This is a genomic window from Micromonospora sp. CA-111912 (genome assembly GCF_050948415.1).
Lineage (GTDB): Bacteria > Actinomycetota > Actinomycetes > Mycobacteriales > Micromonosporaceae > Micromonospora.
The window spans coordinates 1,490,156-1,509,856 of sequence record NZ_CP192007.1; the positions used below are offsets into that span (position 1 = coordinate 1,490,156).

A 19,701-nucleotide genomic window follows, 5' to 3' on the forward strand; every position below is an offset into this window, starting at 1 on the left:
GGTGGATGCACCCTGAGCAGCTCGTGTCCGCCCCCGATGCCCGCCCGGCACCGATCGTCGGCGAGGATCTACCAAGATCGGGTAGGCCGTCGTGCCGGAAGACCGGCCTGTCGACGCCGCACCACCGAGGGGGAGCCATGATCGCGGAGCATGTGCGGGACGCGTCGGCCACAGCAGTCGTGTTCGGCTTCTTCGCGTCGAGCTGGTTCGGCTGGGCCCAGGAGGCGCCGCCCAGGAGTTGGCGTCCGGTACTCGCCGTCGGATCGGTGCTCTCGCTGCTCACCGCCGTCGCCGGCGGGATTCTCACCTGGCGCCGCTGGTCCGACCCGACGGCCTTCGACGCCGACACCAGCCGCACCTTCGGCCTGGTCGTCGGCATCGAGTTCGGCGTCGCGGCACTCGGCGCCGGGCTGCTCGCCCTGCGAGGCCGCCGGGAGCTGATCCCCGTCTGGGTGGCGCTCGTGGTGGGGGTGCACCTGTTCCCGGTCGCGGCGCTGCTCGACTATCCGTTGATCCACGTGGTCGCCGCCCTGGTGACGGCGGCGGCGCTGGCGGCGGTTCCGGTCGCCCGGGCCCGCACCGTGCCGGTGAGCGCGGTGGTCGGAATCGGCGCGGGCGGGGTGCTGCTCGCCGCCGCGGTGTCGTCGCTCGTCATCGCCCTGGTCGGGTACTGAGCGGCGTCGGGGAGGCTTGCCGGACGCGGATACGTGAGCAGCGTCGGGGAGGCCCCTGCCGGGCGCGGGAGCGGCGGCAGGGGCCCCGCGCCTACTCCGGCACCCGGCGGTACGCGCCGTCGCTGGCCGAGGTGGCCATCGAGGCGTACGCGCGCAGCGCCGCCGACACCGGCCGTTCGCGGTCGACCGGGGTGTACGGCCGGGCGCGCTTCTCCTGGGCGATCCGGCGGGCCTCCAGCACGTCGGCGGCGACGTCGAGCGAGATCGACCGGTTCGGGATGTCGATGATGATCTCGTCGCCGGGCTCGACCAGGGCGATCAGGCCGCCGGAGGCCGCCTCGGGGGAGGCGTGCCCGATGGACAGCCCCGAGGTGCCGCCGGAGAACCGGCCGTCGGTGAGCAGCGCGCAGGACTTGCCCAGCCCCCGGCCCTTGAGGAACGAGGTGGGGTAGAGCATCTCCTGCATGCCGGGGCCGCCCTTCGGGCCCTCGTACCGGATCACCACCACGTCCCCGGCGACGATCTCCTTCGCCAGGATCGCCGTCACCGCGTCGTCCTGCGACTCGTACACCTTTGCCGGGCCGCGGAAGGTCAGGCAGTCGTCGGGCACCCCGGCGGTCTTCACCACGCAGCCCTCCGGGGCGAGGTTGCCGTGCAGGATGGCCAGCCCGCCGTCCGCGCTGTAGGCATGGGCGAGGTCCCGCACGCAGCCACCGGCCGCGTCGGTGTCCAGCGTGGACCAGCGGTTGGTGGTGGAGAACGGCTCGGTGGTGCGCACCCCGCCGGGGGCGGCGTGGAAGAGCTCGACCGCCTCGGAGGTGGCCGAGCCGCCCCGCACGTCCCAGTCGGCGAGCCACTGCGCGAGGCTGGGGGAGTGCACGGCGTGCACGTCCCGGTGCAGCAGGCCGGCGCGGTCCAGCTCGCCGAGGATGGCCGGGATGCCGCCGGCCCGGTGCACGTCCTCCATGTGGTACTGCGGCGAGTTCGGGGCGACCTTGGCCAGGCACGGCACCCGGCGGGAGATCGCGTCGATGTCGGCCACCGAGAAGTCCATCTCGGCCTCCCGGGCGGCGGCGAGCAGGTGCAGGATCGTGTTGGTCGACCCGCCCATCGCCACGTCCAGGGCGACCGCATTCTCGAACGCGGCCCGGTTGGCGACCTGCCGGGGCAGCACCGAGGTGTCGTCGCCGTCGTACCAGCGCTTGGCGATCTCCACGACGGTGCGGCCGGCCTCGACGAAGAGCGACCGGCGCGCGGCGTGGGTGGCCAGCGTCGAGCCGTTGCCGGGCAGGGCCAGGCCGATCGCCTCGGCGAGGCAGTTCATCGAGTTCGCGGTGAACATGCCGGAGCAGGATCCGCAGGTCGGGCAGGCCGACCGCTCGATCTCGCCGAGTTGGTCGTCGGTGACCGCGTCGTTGGACGAGGCGACCATGGCGTCGATCAGATCGATCTTGGAGTGCACGATCCCCTCGATCGCCATCGTCTTGCCGGCCTCCATCGGGCCGCCGGAGACGAAGACGGTGGGGATGTTCAGCCGCAGCGCGGCCAGCAGCATGCCGGGGGTGATCTTGTCGCAGTTCGAGATGCAGACCAGGGCGTCCGCGCAGTGCGCGTTGACCATGTACTCCACCGCGTCGGCGATCAGCTCCCGGCTGGGCAGGGAGTAGAGCATCCCGCCGTGGCCCATGGCGATGCCGTCGTCGACCGCGATCGTGTTGAACTCCCGGCCCACCCCGCCGGCCTCGGCCACCGCGTCGGCGACGAGGCCGCCCATGTCCTTGAGATGCACGTGGCCGGGCACGAACTGGGTGAAACTGTTGGCGATGGCGACGATCGGCTTGCCGAAGTCGTCGTCGGTCATCCCGGTGGCCCGCCACAGGGCCCGGGCGCCGGCCATCGTCCGGCCGTGCGTGGAGGTTCTCGACCGCAGCTCAGGCATGCGTACCAGTCTTGCACCGTCGGCCGGGGTGCTCCCAGGGGTGCCGCGCCGTGTCCCAACAGTTGCGCACCCGGCCCCCCATGCCGAGCGGGCATCCGGCACAGTTGAGGACGTGCACTTCCCCCCGGGCATGATTGCTGTGGCGGTGCTGAGCGGCCTCGTGGCCGCCGGCGCCACCGCGCTGCTCGTCGTCCTCGCCCGCCGGGCGGGGCGGGGGCCCGGCCAGGCCGTCGCGCTGGTCGCCGCCGCCGGGGCGTTCGCGCTGTTCAGTCTGCTGATCGGGTGGGCGGTGCCGCTCGTCGGCGGCCCGCACCTGGCCGATCAGCAGGGTCTGCGCGTCGGCTGGGCCACCCTGGTCTCCGTCGGCACCGCGGTGAGCGCGTTCGCCTTCGGCGCGGGCCTGCTCCGGCTGACCGGCGCGGGGCCCACCCGGGCGGCGACGGCCCGGCTGGTGCTCGACGGCCTGATCATGGCGACCGCGCTCTGGTTCGTCGGCTGGGTTCTCCTCTCCGAGCCGACCCGGCTGCTCGCCACCGCCGTCCCGGCGGCCTGCGCGCCGATCCTGCTGGCCAGCGTCAGCGTGGCGCTCATCGCCGGGCTCACCCTGATCGTGCTCATGCGGGCCGCCGCGCCCCGCCGCCGGCTGGCCTGGCTCGGCGCCGGGATCACGGCGGTCACCTGCGGCGGGTTGGGCATCGCCGGCGGGCTCTGCCAGGCCGTGCCCGGCATGCTGCTGGCCGGCACGGTCCTGCTCGCGGCCGGGCTGCTGACCGCCGCGCTGGCCGTGCACCGGGCCGTGCACCGGGCCGCCCCGCCGGGGCAGCTCGACGTCGACCTGATCCGCCGGGATGGCGCGTACGCCTTCGTCCCGATGGTCGCGATGGCCGCCTCCGCGATGTACCACCTGCTCCAGGGCGGCCGGTTCGACGCGCTGGGCATCGTCGCCGGCAGCGTCGAGGGGTTCGCGCTGGTGGCCCGGCAGTACCTCGCCCTGCACGACGTGCGCCGGTACGCGAGCCGGCTCGCCGAGCGCGAGGCGCACTTCCGGGAGCTGGCCCACACCGACCCGCTGACCGGCCTGGCCAACCGGCGGGGGCTGCTGCGCGCCCTGCAGGACAGCACCGGTTCCGGCGTCCCGTGCGTGCTGCTCGGCCTGGACCTGGACGGCTTCAAGAACGTCAACGACATGCGCGGGCACGACGTGGGCGACGAGGTGCTGGCCGAGGTGGGCCGGCGGTTGCGCGGCAACCTGCGCCCCGGCGACCTGGCCGCCCGGCTGGGCGGCGACGAGTTCGCGGTGCTCATGCCCGGCCGCCCGCCCGACGCCGGCCGGGTCGCCGAGCGGCTGCTCGGGCTGCTCGGCCGCCCGTACGAGCAGCCGGGCGGGCCGGTCTTCCTCTCGGTCAGCATCGGGGTGGCCGGGCAGCCCGACGAGCCGGACACCGAGCTGCTGCTGCGCCACGCCGACCTGGCCCTGCGCTACGCCAAGCAGCGCGGCAAGAACCGGATCGAGCACTACGACGTCGCCTACGACGAGCTGCTGCGCCGCCGCACGACGCTGGAGCACGAGCTGCGCGGCGCGATCGAGCGCGACGAGCTGCGGTTGGTGTTCCAGCCGGTGGCGTCGCTGCCGTCGGTGCGCCCGGTGGGCGCGGAGGCGCTGCTGCGTTGGCGCCATCCGGAGCTGGGCAACGTCCGCCCGGACGAGTTCATCCCGCTGGCCGAGGAGTGCGGGATGATCGCCAAGCTCGGGGCGTGGGTGCTGCACCAGGCGTGTCACCAGCTCTCCCGCTGGCTGGCCGACGGGCACGACGTGTGGGTCTCGGTGAACGTCTCCCCCCGGGAGCTGCACGCCCCCGAGTACGTGGTCCAGGTCGCCGAGGCGCTGCGCGCCCACCACGTGCCGCCGCAGCGGCTGGTGCTGGAGGTCACCGAGCACGCCGTCGCGACCGACCTCGACGAACTGGTCCGGCGGCTGACCGCGCTGCGGCGTACCGGCGTCCGGATCGCCCTGGACGACTTCGGCGCCGGGTACTCGTCGCTCGGGCAGCTACGCCGGCTGCCGATCGACATTCTCAAGATCGACCACAGTCTGGTCGCCGAGCACGAGCCGGTTCGCCCCGTGGGCACCGACGGCCCGGCCTTCGCCCCGATGGTCGACATCGTCATGCGGCTGGGCCACCAGCTCGGGATGGAGGTGATCGCCGAGGGGGTGACCACCCCCACCGAGCTGGCCGCGGTGGTCGCCGCCGGTTGCCGGTGGGGCCAGGGCGCGCTCTTCGGCTGGGGGGTGCCGGGCGAGCACCTGGAGGCGATGCTGGAGGCCGCCACGTCCGGTGGCGCGCGTCCCGCCCCCGTGTCGGCGCCGCCCGCCGGGCACCTCGCCGGGCACCCCGCTGCCGTGCCGGCCCCGCCCGCGGCGGCGCGTCCGCGGCGGCTGCCGGCGATGCCCGCCCAACGCCCCGACGGGGGCGCGTCCGCGCAGCTCGGGGCGGTCGGCACCGGTGTGCCGGAGAGCACGTCACCGACGCCCGTTAACCAAAATGTGGGATCAGTTGACTCATCGCGTGAGATGCGGCAGGCTTGACCGCATGCCGTCGACCTCTCTTCGAGTACTTACCTGAGCGCACTCTCCGTCATCGAGAGTGCGCTGGCCCCGTGCATCTGCACGAGGGCCGTTTTTATTGCCGTCGGACCCATCCGGGTGTGCCCCGCCCGCGTTGCACCGCCTGAAGAGCATCAGCCACTCCAGCCGAAGGCCTGAACCGCCATGACGAGACCCACGCCAGAGACCCTCGCCCACTCCGCCCGCCGGACCCGTGCCGGCGCCGAGCCGGCGACCGCCGACCAGGTCGCGCCGTCCGCCCCGGCGGTACGGCAGCCCGCCCCCGCGCAGATCTCCGGAGCCGGGTCGCTCGTACGGTCCCTGGAGGCGCTCGGCGTCGACGTCGTCTTCGGCATCCCGGGCGGGGCGATCCTCCCGGCGTACGACCCGCTCTACGACTCCACCGTCCGGCACATCCTGGTCCGGCACGAGCAGGGCGCCGGACACGCGGCCACCGGGTACGCCCAGGCCACCGGCAAGGTCGGGGTCTGCATGGCCACCTCCGGCCCGGGCGCGACGAACCTGGTCACCCCGATCGCCGACGCGTACATGGACTCGGTGGCCATGGTGGCGATCACCGGTCAGGTGGCCCGGCCGTCGATCGGCACGGACGCCTTCCAGGAGGCCGACATCCAGGGCATCACCCTGCCGATCACCAAGCACAACTTCCTGGTGCAGACGCCGGAGGAGATCCCGCAGGTGCTCGCCGAGGCGTTCCACCTGGCCTCGACCGGCCGCCCCGGCCCGGTGCTGGTGGACATCCCGAAGGACGTCCTCCAGGCGCAGACCACCTTCTCCTGGCCGCCGACGCTGGACCTGCCCGGGTACCGGCCGACCCTGCACCCGCACGGCAAGCAGATCCGGGAGGCCGCCCGGCTGATGACCTCGGCCCGCCGGCCGGTGCTCTACGTCGGCGGCGGGGTGCTCAAGGCCGGCGCCACGGACGGGCTGCGTCGGCTGGCCGAGCTGACCGGCATCCCGGTGGTCACCACGCTGATGGCGCTCGGGGCGTTCCCCGACTCGCACCCGCAGCACCTGGGCATGCCGGGCATGCACGGCACCGTGTCGGCGGTCTACGGCCTGCAGAAGTCGGACCTGATCGTGGCGCTCGGCGCCCGGTTCGACGACCGCGTCACCGGCCAGCTGGACTCGTTCGCCCCGGACGCGACCGTCGTGCACGCCGACATCGACCCGGCCGAGATCGGCAAGAACCGGCACGCGGACGTGCCGATCGTCGGCGACGCCCGGCACGTGATCGACGAGCTGATCGCCGCGGTCACCACCGAGCGGTCCGCCGGCCGTCCGGCCGACCTTGGCGACTGGTGGGCCCAGCTCGACGAGCTGCGCAAGCGGTACCCGCTGGGCTACGAGGAGTCGGCCGACGGCTCCCTCTCCCCGCAGTACGTGATCGAGCGGCTCGGGAAGATCGTCGGGCCGGAGGCCGTCTACGTCGCCGGCGTCGGCCAGCACCAGATGTGGGCGTCGCAGTTCATCTCGTACGAGCGGCCGGGCACCTGGCTCAACTCCGGCGGCCTCGGCACCATGGGCTACGCGGTCCCGGCCGCCATGGGGGCCAAGGTGGGCAGGCCGGACACGGTGGTCTGGGCGGTGGACGGCGACGGCTGCTTCCAGATGACCAACCAGGAGCTGGCCACCTGCGCGCTGGAGGGCATCCCGGTCAAGATCGCCGTGATCAACAACGGCAACCTCGGCATGGTCCGGCAGTGGCAGACGCTGTTCTACAACGAGCGGTACTCGAACACCGAGCTGGGCACCCACAAGCACCGCATCCCGGATTTCGTCAAGCTCGCCGAGGCGCTCGGCTGCGTCGGCCTGCGCTGCGAGAGCGCGGCCGACGTGGACTCCACCATCGAGGCGGCGATGGCGATCAACGACGCCCCCGTCGTGATCGACTTCGTGGTCGGCAAGGACGCGATGGTCTGGCCGATGGTGGCCGCCGGCACCAGCAACGACGAGATCATGTTCGCCCGCGGCGTCCGCCCGACCTTCGACGAGGACGATGTGTAGTCATGACCGAATGCACCGAGCGAAGCGAGGGCCATGAGGGCATGACAAGGAAGGCAGTTCCATGACCGAATGCACCGAGCGAAGCGAGGGCCATGAGGGCATGACGAGGAAGGCACTGTAATGAACCTGCACACGCTTTCGGTGCTCGTGGAGAACAAGCCGGGCGTCCTGGCCCGGGTCTCCGGGCTGTTCTCCCGGCGCGGCTTCAACATCGACAGTCTCGCCGTCGGCGAGACCGAGAACCCGGACGTCTCCCGGATCACCATCGTGGTCAACGCCGAGTCGTCCCCCCTGGAACAGGTCACCAAGCAGCTCAACAAGCTGGTCAACGTGCTCAAGATCGTCGAGCTGGACCCGCAGGTCTCGGTCGCCCGGGAACTGCTGCTGGTCAAGGTCCGCGCCGACCGGGCCATCCGTGGCCAGGTGCTCGAGACGGTCAACCTGTTCCGCGCCCGGGTGGTCGACGTCGCGCCCGACACGCTGACGATCGAGGCCACCGGCACCCCCGACAAGCTGGACGCGCTGCTGCGCGACCTCGAAACGTTCGGGATCAAGGAGATGGTCCAGTCCGGCACGGTGGCGATCGGGCGCGGCTCGCGTTCGATCGCCGCCGGCCCGGCGCTGAGGGCCGCCTGAGTCCCTTGCCCGCCACACCACCCGCACAAGCCACGACGGGCCGCCCGGGCCGCCGTACGAAAGGGAAGTCAATGAGCGTTGAGGTGTACTACGACGACGATGCCGACCTGGGCCTGATCCAGGCCAAGAAGGTGGCGGTGATCGGGTACGGCAGCCAGGGCCACGCCCACGCGCTGTCGCTGCGGGACTCCGGCGTCGACGTGGTGATCGGCCTGCCGGCGGGCTCGAAGAGCCGTCCCAAGGCCGAGGAGCAGGGCCTGCGGGTGCTCACCCCGGCGGAGGCCGCGGCCGAGGCCGACGTGATCATGATCCTGGCCCCGGACACCGCCCAGCGGACCCTCTACACGGAGGCGATCGCGCCGAACCTGGCGCCCGGCAAGGCCATCCTCTTCGGCCACGGCTTCAACATCCGGTACGACCTGATCAAGCCGCCGGCCGACGTGGACGTCGCGATGGTCGCCCCGAAGGGCCCGGGTCACCTGGTCCGCCGCCAGTACGTCGACGGCAAGGGCGTGCCCTGCCTGGTCGCCGTCGAGCAGGACGCCACCGGCACCGCCCTCGCGCTGGCCCTGGCCTACGCGAAGGGGATCGGCGGCACCCGGGCCGGCGTGATCCGGACCACCTTCAAGGAGGAGACGGAGACCGACCTGTTCGGCGAGCAGGCGGTGCTCTGCGGCGGCGCGGCGGCCCTGGTGCAGACCGGGTTCGAGGTGCTCACCGAGGCGGGCTACGCCCCCGAGGTGGCCTACTTCGAGTGCCTGCACGAGCTGAAGCTGATCGTCGACCTGATGTACGAGGGCGGCATCGCGAAGATGCGCTACAGCATCTCCGACACCGCCGAGTACGGCGACCTCTCCCGTGGCCCGCGCGTGATCGACGCCCGGGTCAAAGAGGAGATGCGCAAGATCCTCGGCGAGGTCCAGTCCGGCCAGTTCGCCCGCGAGTGGATCGCCGAGGACGACGCGGGCCGGCCGAACTTCGCCAAGTGGCAGGCCGAGGGCGCGGCGCACCCGATCGAGGAGACCGGCAGCAAGCTGCGAGGCATGATGAGCTGGGTCGACCGGCCGATCACCGAGACCGCCTGAGCCACACCGCACGCGACGACCCGCCCGCCGTCCTCCCCGGCGCCGGGCGGGTCGCCGCTGTCTGCTCGCCTGTCCGTAACCCCGCTGACATGTCGGGTTTGTGAGGGCCCTCACCCCGCAGTCCGGGGCACGCCGGCCAGCCCGCGCCCTACCATCGCGGGTAGGTGCGTAGCCGCCACCTGACGGCCATGGCACGACTCGGCGCAGGGCGCAGCGCGGCGCCCCCACGTCCCGGCCGACCGCCACACGACCTCTACGAGGACCGATGACTCCTGTCGTACTGATCGCCGAAGAACTCGCCCCCGCCGCCATCGAGGTGCTCGCCCACGACTTCGACGTCCGTCACGTCGACGGCACCGACCGTCAGGCCCTGCTCTCCGCGCTCTCCGAGGCCGACGCGGTGATCGTGCGCAGCGCCACGCAGATCGACGCCGAGGCGATCGCCGCCGCCCCGCGGCTGAAGGTGGTGGCCCGGGCCGGCGTGGGTCTGGACAACGTCGAGGTTCCGGCCGCCACCGCGCGGGGCGTCATGGTCGTCAACGCCCCCACCTCCAACATCGTCTCCGCCGCCGAGCAGGCCGTCGCGCTGCTGCTGGCCGTGGCCCGCAACACCGCCAGCGCCAGCGCCGCGCTCAAGGCCGGCGAGTGGAAGCGGTCCAAGTACACCGGCGTCGAGGTGCAGGGCAAGACCGTGGGCGTGGTCGGCCTCGGCCGGATCGGGGTGCTCTTCGCGTCTCGGATCGCCGCCTTCGGCACCCGGCTGATCGCGTACGACCCGTACATCCAGCCGGCCCGCGCGGCGCAGCTCGGGGTGCGCCTGGTCGGGCTGGAGGAGCTGCTGCGGGAGAGCGACTTCATCTCGATCCACCTGCCGAAGACCCCGGAGACCGTGGGCCTGATCGGCGAGAAGGAACTGGCGATCGTCAAGCCGGGGGTGCGGATCGTCAACGCGGCCCGGGGCGGGCTGGTCGACGAGCAGGCCCTCGCCGACGCGATCGCCGAGGGCCGGGTCGGTGGTGCCGGCGTCGACGTGTACAGCAAGGAGCCGTGCACCTCCTCCCCGCTGTTCGCCTTCGACAACGTGGTGGCCACCCCGCACCTGGGCGCCTCCACCGCCGAGGCGCAGGACAAGGCCGGCCTGGCCGTGGCCAGGAGCGTGAAGCTGGCGTTGCAGGGCGAGTTCGTGCCGGACGCGGTCAACGTGCAGGCCGGCGGCGTGGTCGCCGAGGACGTCCGCCCGCTGCTGCCGCTGGCCGAGAAGCTCGGCCGGGCGTTCACCGCCGTGGCCGGCGGGGTGGCCGCCAGCGTCACCGTCGAGGTGCGCGGGGCAGTCGTCAACCACGACGTCTCGGTGCTCAAGCTCGCGGCCACCAAGGGGCTGTTCAGCTCCGTGGTCGAGGAGCAGGTCACCTACGTCAACGCGCCGCACCTGGCCGCCGAGCGTGGCGTCGAGGTCAACCTCGCCAGCCAGGCCGACACCGCCGAGCACCCGACCTTGGTGACCGTCCGCGGCGCGCTGCCGGACGGTCGCACGGTCAGCGTCTCCGGCACGGTCACCCACGCCGGGGCCCGCGACGTCCTCAAGCTCACCGAGGTGGACGGCTTCGACGTGGAGATCGGCGCGGAGGGCATCCTGCTCTTCCTGCGCTACGCGGACCGGCCGGGCGTGGTCGGCACCGTCGGCACCCTGCTCGGCGAGGCCGGCATCAACATCGCGGCGATGCAGGTGGCCCGCCGGGAGGCCGGCGGTGAGACGCTGATGACCCTCACGGTCGACCAGGCGCTCGGCGCGGACCTGCTCACCTCCGCGGCTGACTCGATCGGCGCGACCTCGGCCAGCGCCGCCGACCTGCGCGACGAGTAGGTCCATCCAGGATTCGAGTGACACGGCGTCCACGCAGGACGGATCGGGGGCCCGGCCGAACGGCCGGGCCCCTCGCCGTCAACCGGTCAGCGGCGCGCCGGGGCGGGTGGCGGGTAGACCGAGCCGTCCTGGTAGTCGAACAGCATCAGGTGACACTCGCCGGCCAGCCGCTCGATGTCGAGCAGCACCTGGTCCTCGCAGGCCGGGTTGAGGTTCATCTCGATGTGGTCGTTGGCCGCGTGCAGGGGCGCGACCACCCACGGGGAACCCGGGCCCGCCGGTCGGTCCGGATAGCGGCCGGTGATCGCCCGGTAGAAGGCGACGACCCGTGGGTCCGGATAGCGGTCGTCGTGCTGCCCCTGTCGGCACCGTTGCACCGCTGCCCGCACGTCCATGGGCGTGGCCCTGTCCGGGAGGGCCCACACGCTCAGATCGAAACTCACGGCGGACAGCGTGCCATCCCGGGCCGGGGAAGTCACCGTGACACCGCCGCAGGTCAGTCGCGAAACTTCCGAGCGTCCTTCGGAGACGGTCCGCAGTGGAGACCCTTGCATCGAGTTACGGCGATTCGCTAGCGTACTCGTGCGGTCACTGGTTGAGTTCGGCGTCGGCCCGTCTTCGGGTGACGCGGTTGACGTCCGCCCCGGCCCGGGTCCGCACCCCTCGATTGCGCGAGCCACGCGCACTCGTCGCTGACCGGCTCCCACGGCCGTTGCCGAGACCGTGGGGGCCGATCGCGGGTCACCCACGGCCGGGATGCGAAGACCGGCCGCCGAGGGTGGCCCGGTCGGATCTCAGCGGCGGCGGTGCGCGAACAGCGCCCGGTAGTCCGACCCGTCGCGGAACCAGTCCAGCCCCGCCGGGCCCGCGGCGTAGAGCGCGGTGGCGTAGGCGTCGGCCACCGCCAGGTCCGGCCCGATCACCGTGGCGGCGTCGAGCTGGTCGGCGGGCTCCCCGGTGTGCGGGTCGACCACGTGCCCCCGCCGCCCGGTCACCCCGGAGGTGCCCACCGCGCCGGCCGTCATCTCCAGCACGAGCGGAGGCCGGCGAGAGTCGGTCGGGTGGTGCACGGCCACCCGCCACGGGCCGCCGTGCGCGGCGTGCCCGCGTACCACCAGGTCGGCGCCGGTGAGCACGGCGTAGTCGTGGATGCCGGCGGCGCGCAGCCGGGCTGCGGCCCGCTCCACCGCCCAGCCGCCGAGCAGGCCGCCCGGGTCGAAGCCGCCGGGCACCGCCCACGCGTCGAACCAGCCGTCGGTCGCCGCCCGCATGGCGGCGCACCGGTCCACCAGGTCGGCCAGCGGTGGGTACGACTCGGGGCTGATCTCCCCCCGGCGCAGCCGGGAGACGAGGCTGTCGCGCCGGTTCGGGCCGTAGGTGAGGTCGATGGCCCGCAGTTCGGCGACGGCGTCGGCGAGCGCCTCGCCCACCCCACGCCGGCCCAGCCAGCTCGGGGCGTTGAGCAGCAGGGAGTACTCGGCCGTGCTGGTGCCGACGGTGTGCTGCACGGCGATCCGGTCGGCGGCGGTGCCACCGGCCCGGTCGAGGCGGTGGGTGCGGCTGCCCAGGCGCAGGTCGGGGCGGCGGCTGGCGAATGTCGACTGGTCCACCCACTGCGTGCGGGGCTGCTCGTCGACCCACCGGTGCCGGGGCTGCTCGTCGATCCGCATGGCAGTCGCTCCTTCGCTGACGGCGCCGCAGCGATACGGCGAATCCCGTCCGGGCCCCGTGACCCGTTCGCCATCGACCCTAAGCAGCGAAGTTGACCACACCATGAATCCCACCTGGGAGCCTGCTGTGCGTTCCCTTCCCAAAGTGTGGAAGCATCGTACCGGGAGGCGGGACGGAGTCGTACCGTTGCGGAAGACGACGAGGCGAGGGAGCTCACGACGTGGCACGGATCGCGGTGGTGGCCGGGGACGGGATCGGATCCGAGGTGGTCGCGCAGGCCCTCAAGGTCATCGACGCTGTCCTACCCGGGGTGGAGACCACCGAGTACGACCTCGGTGCGGCCCGTTACCACCGCACCGGCGAGGTGCTGCCGGACTCCGTCCTGACCGAGCTGGCCGGGCACGACGCGATCCTGCTCGGCGCGGTCGGCGACCCGAGCGTCCCGCCGGGCGTGCTGGAGCGCGGCCTGCTGCTCAAGCTCCGGTTCGCCTTCGACCAGTACGTCAACCTGCGCCCGTCGCGGCTGTGGCCCGGCGTGGCCGGCCCGCTGGCCACCGTCAAGCCCGGCGAGGTCGACCTGGTCGTGGTCCGGGAGGGCACCGAGGGGCTCTACGCCGGCGCGGGCGGCTCGCTGCACCGGGACACCCCGGCCGAGGTGGCCACCGAGGAGAGCCTGAACACCCGGCACGGGGTGGAGCGGGTCATCCGCGACGCGTTCGCCCGGGCGTCCCGTCGTGAGCGGCGCAAGGTCACCCTGGTGCACAAGACCAACGTGCTGACCCACGCCGGGTCGCTGTGGGCCCGCGCCTTCGCGGCTGTGGCCGCCGAGCACCCGGACGTGGCCACGGAGTACCAGCACGTCGACGCCGCCGCGATGTTCCTGGTCACCCAGCCCCAGCGGTACGACGTGGTGGTCACCGACAACCTCTTCGGCGACATCCTCACCGACATCGCCGCCGCGGTCACCGGCGGCATCGGGCTGGCCGCCAGCGGCTGCATCAACCCCACCGGGGCGTACCCGTCGATGTTCGAGCCGGTGCACGGCTCCGCGCCGGACATCGCCGGCCAGGGCATCGCCGACCCGGTGGCCGCCGTGCTCTCCGCCGCCCTGCTGCTCGACCAGCTCGGGCACGCCGACGCCGCGGCACGGGTGACCGCCGCCGTCGGCGCGGAGCTGGCCGGCCGCGCCCCGGGCGTACCGCTGCGCACCGCCGAGGTGGGCGACCGCCTCGCCGCGCACGCGGTGGCCTGACCGGCGGCCCGCCCCGCCCCGATGCCCCGACGAAAGGGCGTCTGAACAGCCGGAACGCCCGTTCGGGGTGTCCGTCCCGCCGTTACGCGGCTACCCGCTGAACGACCGTTCGGGGTAAGTTGCTGGCACCAGTGAATCCGGCGTGCGGTCCCGGCCGCCGTCGTCCCAGGGAGGTCCACGCGATGAGCGGTGGTGACATGCTCGACTTCGAGATCCGTCCGAATTCCACGCCGGTATCCGCCGCGGACCGGGCCGCCCTGCTCGCGAACCCGGGCTTCGGCCGGGTCTTCACCGACCACATGGTCACCATCCGGTACGCGGACGGCAAGGGCTGGTACGACGCCCGGATCGAGGCGCGCGCGCCGATCCCGATGGACCCGGCCGCCGCGGTGCTGCACTACGCGCAGGAGATCTTCGAGGGCCTGAAGGCCTACCGCACCGGCGACGGCGCGGTGACCATGTTCCGGCCGGAGGCCAACGCGGCCCGGTTCGCCGAGTCGGCCCGCCGGATGGCGATGCCGCAGCTGCCGCCGGAGACGTTCGTCGAGTCGCTGCGCCGGCTGGTCGAGATCGACCGGGAGTGGATCCCCGACGGCGACGGGAGCAGCCTCTACCTGCGACCGTTCATGTTCGCCAGCGAGGTCTTCCTCGGCGTCCGCCCGGCCAACGAGTACCTGTACGTGGTCATCGCCTCCCCAGCGGGGGCGTACTTCTCCGGCGGGGTCAAGCCGGTGACGGTGTGGGTGTCGCCGGACTACACCCGCGCGGCCCCGGGCGGCACCGGCGCGGCCAAGTGCGGTGGAAACTACGCCGCTTCGCTGGCCGCCCAGGCCGAGGCGATCGAGGCCGGCTGCGACCAGGTGGTCTTCCTCGACGCCGTGGAGCGGCGCTTCGTCGACGAGCTGGGCGGGATGAACGTCTTCTTCGTCTACGACGACGACACCCTGGTCACCCCGCCGCTGACCGGCACCATCCTGCCGGGCATCACCCGCGACGCGATCCTCACCCTGGCCGCCGAGGCCGGCCACCGGGTCGAGGAGCGGCCGGTCAGCTTCGCCGACTGGCAGGCCGACGCGGCCAGCGGTCGGCTGCGCGAGGCCTTCGCCTGCGGCACCGCGGCCGTGGTCACGCCGATCGGCAAGGTCCGCTTCACCGACGGCGAGTTCCTCGTCGGTGGCGGCGAGCCGGGCCGGGTGACCACCGACCTGCACCGACGGCTAATGGACGTCCAGCGCGGCCGGGCCGCCGACCCGCACGGCTGGGTCACCCGGGTCCTCTGAGTATCGACAGGTCCGCTGACCAGCGGCTCCACCGCCCGGGTGCCGGTCACACCCGGGCGGTTCGGTGTCATCCCGCCGGGTGGCTGATCACCGTCAGGGCGCCCGGCCGGTGCCCGCCGTCCCGGCGGGTGGGTCTGGCGTGCCGGGGAGCGGCCCGGACGCGGAGGTCAAGCCAGCAGATGGTCGCGGAGGGCGGTGAGCTGGTCGTCGGTGACGCCGGCATGCCGCAGGTACCCCTCGACGGAGCCGTGTCCCGCGCGCAGCTCGGTCAGGAACAGCGACATCGCCTCGGCCGGGGACGCCAGGAACGGCGCGGGGAGTTCCTCGGCCTCGGGGGTGGTGGCGGCCACCCAGGCGCTGAACCGCGCCGATGCCTCCGTGCTCAGCGCGTAGTCGGCGACGATGTCGGCGTCGCTCACGCCGAGCACCGAGAGGGTCAGCGCGCAGACGATGCCGGTGCGGTCCTTGCCGGCAACGCAGTGCACGACGACCGGGGCGGCGGCGCCGTCGGCGATCAGCCCGACCGCCTCGGCCAGCCCGGCGGCGCCGGTCCCGGCGAGGGCGGCGTACCGGTCGGCGAGGTAACGGGCCAGGCTTGAGCCGGGCTCGTACTGCGACTCCGCCCACGCGGTGTGCTCCGGGTGGATGTGCCGGTAGGTGAGCCCGTCCAGCTCCGGCACCCGGCCGTCCCGGGCCACCTCGTCCGGGCGGCGCAGGTCGATCACGGTGCGGACGCCGAGGGCGACGAAGGCGTCCCGGTCGGCGCCGTCGATCCGGTGCGGTGAGTCCGAGCGGTAGAGCCGTCCCCAGGCGACGGTGCGCCCGTCGCCCGCCGGGTAGCCGCCGACATCACGGAAGTTGAACATCGCGGAGAAGGGAATCCTGCGGGTTACCTCGATCGCGTCCACCCTGACACGGTAACGGCCGGTGGGGGTGAACCCCACCGGCCGTGACGGTGAATTGAGCCCCGCCGGCCGGGCCGGCGGCTTCCGCTCAGCGAGCGGTGCCCGGGGGCAGGTTGCCGTAGCTCTCGTCGTAGTAGCCGCCGAGCTTGTCCCGGTACGCCGGGTCGCTGTGGCTGTTCTCGTCGTACTCGGGCGCGGCCTTGATCTGGTCCTTGTCGCGGTCGACGTGCACCTTGCGCTCGTCGTGGTCGACGTGGTTGACCGTGCCGGCCGGCAGCATGACCTTCTTGCCGAAGATCCACGGGCCGGTGTCGACCACCAGGTAGCTGCTGCCGACCTCGTGACTCGCGCTGTCGATCTTGCCGATGCTGCCGTCGGTGGCCTCGACCTTGTAACCGACCAGGTCGGCGTCGGCCGCCGACGCCCGGTCGCGGTAGCTCCACGGGTCGAACGCACCGGCGGGGGCGCCGCCGGCGATCGAACCCTGCCCGCCGTGGGTCAGGGGCTCCGGCGTGCCGTGTGCGGTGTGCGGGTCGAGCCTGTCCATGGGGTGCTCCTGCCTCGACTGTCGTAGTCGTCTCGGAGAGGGGATGTTCTCGTGTCCGAAATACACCTACCCAGCCCGGTCGGCCCCTACACACGTACCGCCGGAAACGCCGACTCCGCCGGCACCGCGGTAGCGGCGTCGGCGGAGTCGGGGCGGCGGGCTCAGGCCAGCGCGGCCTGCGCGTCGAGCGCCACCGCGGCGGCGTGCACCACGGCGGCGATCCGCAGTCCCTCGTGCACCTGCTCGCGGGTGAAGCCGGCCCCGCGCAGCGTCTTCTCGTGCGACTCCAGGCAGACGCCGCAGCCGGTGATCGCCGAGACGGCGAGGCACCAGAGCTCGAAGTCGCCCTTCTCCACACCCGGTCGGGCGATGATCTGCATCCGCAGTCGGGCCGGCATCGACGCGTACTGGTCGTCGCCGATGAGGTGCTTGGCCCGGTAGTAGACGTTGTTCATGGCCATGATCGTGGCGGCGCCCTTGGCCGCCTCGACCGCCTCGGGGGTGAGGTGGCCGGCGGCCTCGGCGGCGATCTCCCGAAGCACCACCGGGTTGCGCGCCGCGACGGCGCAGGCCAGCGCGGTGCCCCAGGCCTGCTCCGGCTTCAGCGTCGAGGCGCCGACGGTGGAGCCGAGGTTGAGCTTGATGTCCTTGGCGTACTCCGGCAGGGCTGCCTTGACCGCGTCGAGACCCATCGTCAGGCCCCGGCGCCGGCGAGCAGCCTGGTGGCGTCGAGGGTGTCGCCGCCCTTGTTCCAGTTGCACGGGCACAGCTCGTCGGTCTGCAGCGCGTCGAGCACCCGCAGCACCTCGGAGACGTTCCGGCCGACCGAGCCGGCGGTCACCATGGCGAACTGGATCTCGTTGTCCGGGTCGACGATGAAGGTGGCGCGCTGGGCCACGCCGTCCTCGCCCAGCACGCCGCAGTCGGCGGTCAGCTCGCGCTTGATGTCGCTGAGCATGGGGAAGGGCAGCTCGCGCAGGTCCGGGTGGTCCTTGCGCCAGGCGTAGTGGACGAACTCGTTGTCCACCGACACGCCGAGGACCTGGGCGTCCCGGTCGGCGAACTCGCCGTTCAGCCGGCCGAACTCGGCGATCTCCGTCGGGCAGATGAAGGTGAAGTCCTTCGGCCAGAAGAAGACAACCCGCCACTTGCCCTGGTGGGACTTGTGGTTGATCGACTCGAACGCGTTGTCGGCGTCGAGAGACACGCAGGCGGTGAGTTCGTACTCGGGAAAGCGGTCACCGACAGTGAGCACGGGGTCCTCCTTGGCAGCGGCACGAGGCCGGTAACTGGATCTGTTCCAGATACTGCCGGAGCGGCGTTTCGGCTTGATGGCGGCCAGGTGACTTGTGAACCCGATCACCAGCGGCGGGTTCTGCACTGCAGGTGGGGGCGGATGAGGTATCGCAACCCTGCGTCACCGTCCCGCCATGTGGATTGCGCCTCCCAAAACGGTGGGGAGGGTGGCAGAGTGGTGATCGTGACCAGCAACGTCGTCATTATCGGCACCTAGCGCGCCCGGCCCCCCTCCGCCGAGCGCGCAGACCTCCCGCATCCGCGGGAGGTCTTTTTGTTGGTCCCGCCCCGCCCCGCCGCCCCGTCCCGCCCGCGCCCGAGAGGACCTCCATGACGTTCCAGGTCTACGACACGACACTGCGCGACGGCGCCCAGCGAGAGGGGCTCACCTACTCGGTGGTCGACAAGCTGGCCGTCGCCCGGCTGCTCGACGAGTTCGGGGTCGGTTTCATCGAGGGGGGCTGGCCGGGCGCCGTGCCCAAGGACACCGAGTTCTTCCGCCGGGCCCGCACCGAGCTGGACCTGAAGCACGCCCAGCTCGTCGCGTTCGGGGCGACCCGCAAGGCCGGCGTCGCGGTCGCCGACGACCCGCAGGTCCGGGCGCTGCTGGACGCGCAGACCCCGGCCATCGCGCTGGTCGCCAAGGCCGACCTGCGGCACGTCGAGCGGGCGCTGCGCACCACCGCCGCCGAGAACCTGGCGATGATCCGGGACACCGTGACGCACCTCGTCGCCGAGGGGCGGCGGGTCTTCGTCGACGGCGAGCACTTCTTCGACGGCTACCGGCACGACCCGGCGTACGGGGCGGAGGTGGTGCAGACCGCGCTGGCCGCCGGCGCCGAGGTGATGGTGCTCTGCGACACCAACGGCGGGATGCTGCCCTCCCAGGTGGCCGCCGCGATCGCCGACCTGGTGGCGCGGACCGGCGTCGATCCCGGGCGGCTCGGCATGCACGCCCAGAACGACACCGCCTGCGCGGTGGCCAACACCATCGCGGCCGTCGAGGCCGGCGTCCGCCACGTCCAGGGCACCGCCAACGGGTACGGCGAGCGCCCCGGCAACGCCGACATCTTCGCCGTCGTCGCCAACCTCCAGCTCAAGCTCGGGCTGCCGGTCCTACCGGACGGCTGCCTGGAGCAGATGGTGCGGGTCTCCCACGCCATCGCCGAGATCGCCAACATCGCCCCCGACACCCACCAGGCGTACGCCGGGGCCGCCGCCTTCGCCCACAAGGCGGGGCTGCACGCGAGCGCGATCAAGGTGGATCCGCTGCTCTACAACCATGTGGACCCACGTGTGGTGGGCAACGACATGCGGATCCTGATCACCGAGATGGCCGGCCGGGCCAGCGTCGAGCTCAAGAGCCGCGAGCTGGGCCTGGACCTGGCCGGCCATCCGGAGACCCTGTCGAAGGTGACCAGCCGGGTGAAGGAGCTGGAGGCCGGGGGCTGGTCCTTCGAGGCCGCCGACGCCTCCTTCGAGCTGCTGGTCCGCTCCGAGCTGCCCGGCGCCGCGCCGACCCGGCCGTTCGCCCTGGAGTCGTACCGGGTGCTGGTCGAGCACCGCGAGGACGGCGCGGTCGTCTCCGAGGCCACCGTCAAGATCCGGGTGCGCGGCGAGCGGGTGATCGCCACGGCCGAGGGGAACGGCCCGATCAACGCCCTGGACGAGGCGCTGCGGGTCGGCCTGTGCCGGCACTACCCGGAGCTGCGCGACTTCGAGCTGGCCGACTACAAGGTGCGCATCCTGGAGGGCAGCCACGGCACCGGCGCGGTCACCCGGGTGCTGGTGGAGACCGCCGACGGGACGGGCCGGGACTGGACGACCGTCGGCGTGCACCCGAACGTGGTCGAGGCGTCCTGGCGCGCCCTCGTCGACGCGCTCACCTACGGCCTGGACCGCGCCCACGTCTGAGCGGG

16 protein-coding genes are annotated in these 19,701 nt (G+C 72.7%); 9 read left to right on the forward strand and 7 right to left on the reverse strand.

All coding sequences use genetic code 11. From position 1 onward, the window contains the following. Nucleotides 1-137 precede the first annotated feature (137 nt). Entirely contained in the window at nucleotides 138-674 is a 537-nt protein-coding gene (locus ACQPZO_RS06835; protein WP_433348058.1) for a hypothetical protein, read from the forward strand. Between the two features lie 91 nt (nucleotides 675-765). On the opposite strand, the gene ilvD is transcribed toward ACQPZO_RS06835, so the two are convergent. Further along, nucleotides 766-2,613 (reverse strand): dihydroxy-acid dehydratase, encoded by a 1,848-nt coding sequence (gene ilvD, locus ACQPZO_RS06840; RefSeq protein WP_433348060.1) that lies wholly within the window; start codon nucleotides 2,611-2,613, stop codon nucleotides 766-768. A 130-nt stretch (nucleotides 2,614-2,743) separates the two neighbouring features. Between ilvD and ACQPZO_RS06845 the strand changes: the two genes are divergently transcribed. The 5 genes from ACQPZO_RS06845 to serA all read left to right on the forward strand — a co-directional run bounded on the left by ACQPZO_RS06845 (nucleotide 2,744) and on the right by serA (nucleotide 10,831). Then, nucleotides 2,744-5,200, forward strand: a complete 2,457-nt coding sequence (locus tag ACQPZO_RS06845; RefSeq protein ID WP_433350837.1) for a putative bifunctional diguanylate cyclase/phosphodiesterase — start codon at nucleotides 2,744-2,746, stop codon at nucleotides 5,198-5,200. A gap of 183 nt (nucleotides 5,201-5,383) precedes the next feature. After that, nucleotides 5,384-7,246, forward strand: coding sequence for an acetolactate synthase large subunit (locus ACQPZO_RS06850; protein WP_433348061.1), 1,863 nt, complete (start codon nucleotides 5,384-5,386; stop codon nucleotides 7,244-7,246). A 120-nt stretch (nucleotides 7,247-7,366) separates the two neighbouring features. Beyond that, nucleotides 7,367-7,882 carry an acetolactate synthase small subunit gene (ilvN, locus tag ACQPZO_RS06855; RefSeq protein WP_396669758.1) on the forward strand — a complete coding sequence of 172 codons (516 nt, stop codon included), beginning with the start codon at nucleotides 7,367-7,369 and terminating at the stop codon, nucleotides 7,880-7,882. Between the two features lie 71 nt (nucleotides 7,883-7,953). Next, nucleotides 7,954-8,967, forward strand: coding sequence for a ketol-acid reductoisomerase (ilvC, locus tag ACQPZO_RS06860; protein WP_433348064.1), 1,014 nt, complete (start codon nucleotides 7,954-7,956; stop codon nucleotides 8,965-8,967). Between the two features lie 265 nt (nucleotides 8,968-9,232). Beyond that, complete coding sequence (gene serA, locus ACQPZO_RS06865; RefSeq protein WP_433348066.1) at nucleotides 9,233-10,831, forward strand: phosphoglycerate dehydrogenase; 1,599 nt, start codon at nucleotides 9,233-9,235, stop codon at nucleotides 10,829-10,831. Between the two features lie 86 nt (nucleotides 10,832-10,917). Here the strand turns inward: serA and ACQPZO_RS06870 are convergent, their stop codons facing one another. Both ACQPZO_RS06870 and ACQPZO_RS06875 read right to left on the reverse strand, forming a co-directional pair. Next, complete coding sequence (locus ACQPZO_RS06870; protein ID WP_433348068.1) at nucleotides 10,918-11,274, reverse strand: hypothetical protein; 357 nt, start codon at nucleotides 11,272-11,274, stop codon at nucleotides 10,918-10,920. 351 nt (nucleotides 11,275-11,625) lie between these two features. Then, a complete protein-coding gene (locus ACQPZO_RS06875; protein ID WP_433348070.1) occupies nucleotides 11,626-12,501 on the reverse strand; it encodes an FAD:protein FMN transferase in 876 nt (291 codons plus the stop codon). Nucleotides 12,502-12,722: 221 nt separating this feature from the next. Between ACQPZO_RS06875 and ACQPZO_RS06880 the strand changes: the two genes are divergently transcribed. Further along, the gene (locus ACQPZO_RS06880; RefSeq protein WP_433348072.1) at nucleotides 12,723-13,754 is read left to right on the forward strand and encodes a 3-isopropylmalate dehydrogenase; all 1,032 of its coding nucleotides are present in this window, start codon (nucleotides 12,723-12,725) and stop codon (nucleotides 13,752-13,754) included. A gap of 182 nt (nucleotides 13,755-13,936) precedes the next feature. Next, nucleotides 13,937-15,034 (forward strand): branched-chain amino acid aminotransferase, encoded by a 1,098-nt coding sequence (locus ACQPZO_RS06885; RefSeq protein ID WP_433348074.1) that lies wholly within the window; start codon nucleotides 13,937-13,939, stop codon nucleotides 15,032-15,034. 167 nt (nucleotides 15,035-15,201) lie between these two features. On the opposite strand, the gene ACQPZO_RS06890 is transcribed toward ACQPZO_RS06885, so the two are convergent. From ACQPZO_RS06890 to ACQPZO_RS06905, 4 genes are all read right to left on the reverse strand, one after another. After that, nucleotides 15,202-15,900: a tyrosine-protein phosphatase gene (locus ACQPZO_RS06890; RefSeq protein ID WP_433350839.1), complete on the reverse strand. Its 699-nt coding sequence runs from the start codon at nucleotides 15,898-15,900 to the stop codon at nucleotides 15,202-15,204. A 127-nt stretch (nucleotides 15,901-16,027) separates the two neighbouring features. Then, complete coding sequence (locus tag ACQPZO_RS06895; RefSeq protein ID WP_433348076.1) at nucleotides 16,028-16,486, reverse strand: PRC-barrel domain-containing protein; 459 nt, start codon at nucleotides 16,484-16,486, stop codon at nucleotides 16,028-16,030. A gap of 161 nt (nucleotides 16,487-16,647) precedes the next feature. Then, a complete protein-coding gene (locus ACQPZO_RS06900) occupies nucleotides 16,648-17,178 on the reverse strand; it encodes a carboxymuconolactone decarboxylase family protein (RefSeq protein WP_350885845.1) in 531 nt (176 codons plus the stop codon). A 2-nt stretch (nucleotides 17,179-17,180) separates the two neighbouring features. After that, a complete protein-coding gene (locus ACQPZO_RS06905) occupies nucleotides 17,181-17,741 on the reverse strand; it encodes a peroxiredoxin (RefSeq protein ID WP_350885843.1) in 561 nt (186 codons plus the stop codon). A 371-nt stretch (nucleotides 17,742-18,112) separates the two neighbouring features. On the opposite strand from ACQPZO_RS06905, the gene cimA reads away from it, so the two are divergent. Continuing rightward, nucleotides 18,113-19,696, forward strand: coding sequence for a citramalate synthase (cimA, locus tag ACQPZO_RS06910; RefSeq protein ID WP_433348078.1), 1,584 nt, complete (start codon nucleotides 18,113-18,115; stop codon nucleotides 19,694-19,696). The last annotated feature ends 5 nt before the right edge of the window (nucleotides 19,697-19,701 follow it).

Bases quoted from the DNA above. Each gene is read 5' to 3' on its own strand.
- ACQPZO_RS06835 (WP_433348058.1), top strand. From the start codon at position 138: ATGATCGCGGAGCATGTGCGGGACGCGTCGGCCACAGCAGTCGTGTTC.
- cimA (WP_433348078.1), top strand. From the start codon at position 18,113: ATGACGTTCCAGGTCTACGACACGACACTGCGCGACGGCGCCCAGCGA.
- ACQPZO_RS06875 (WP_433348070.1), bottom strand. From the start codon at position 12,501: ATGCGGATCGACGAGCAGCCCCGGCACCGGTGGGTCGACGAGCAGCCC.
- ACQPZO_RS06850 (WP_433348061.1), top strand. From the start codon at position 5,384: ATGACGAGACCCACGCCAGAGACCCTCGCCCACTCCGCCCGCCGGACC.
- ACQPZO_RS06845 (WP_433350837.1), top strand. From the start codon at position 2,744: ATGATTGCTGTGGCGGTGCTGAGCGGCCTCGTGGCCGCCGGCGCCACC.
- ACQPZO_RS06890 (WP_433350839.1), bottom strand. From the start codon at position 15,900: ATGTTCAACTTCCGTGATGTCGGCGGCTACCCGGCGGGCGACGGGCGC.
- serA (WP_433348066.1), top strand. From the start codon at position 9,233: ATGACTCCTGTCGTACTGATCGCCGAAGAACTCGCCCCCGCCGCCATC.
- ACQPZO_RS06885 (WP_433348074.1), top strand. From the start codon at position 13,937: ATGAGCGGTGGTGACATGCTCGACTTCGAGATCCGTCCGAATTCCACG.
- ilvC (WP_433348064.1), top strand. From the start codon at position 7,954: ATGAGCGTTGAGGTGTACTACGACGACGATGCCGACCTGGGCCTGATC.
- ACQPZO_RS06900 (WP_350885845.1), bottom strand. From the start codon at position 17,178: ATGGGTCTCGACGCGGTCAAGGCAGCCCTGCCGGAGTACGCCAAGGAC.
- ACQPZO_RS06895 (WP_433348076.1), bottom strand. From the start codon at position 16,486: ATGGACAGGCTCGACCCGCACACCGCACACGGCACGCCGGAGCCCCTG.
- ilvN (WP_396669758.1), top strand. From the start codon at position 7,367: ATGAACCTGCACACGCTTTCGGTGCTCGTGGAGAACAAGCCGGGCGTC.
- ilvD (WP_433348060.1), bottom strand. From the start codon at position 2,613: ATGCCTGAGCTGCGGTCGAGAACCTCCACGCACGGCCGGACGATGGCC.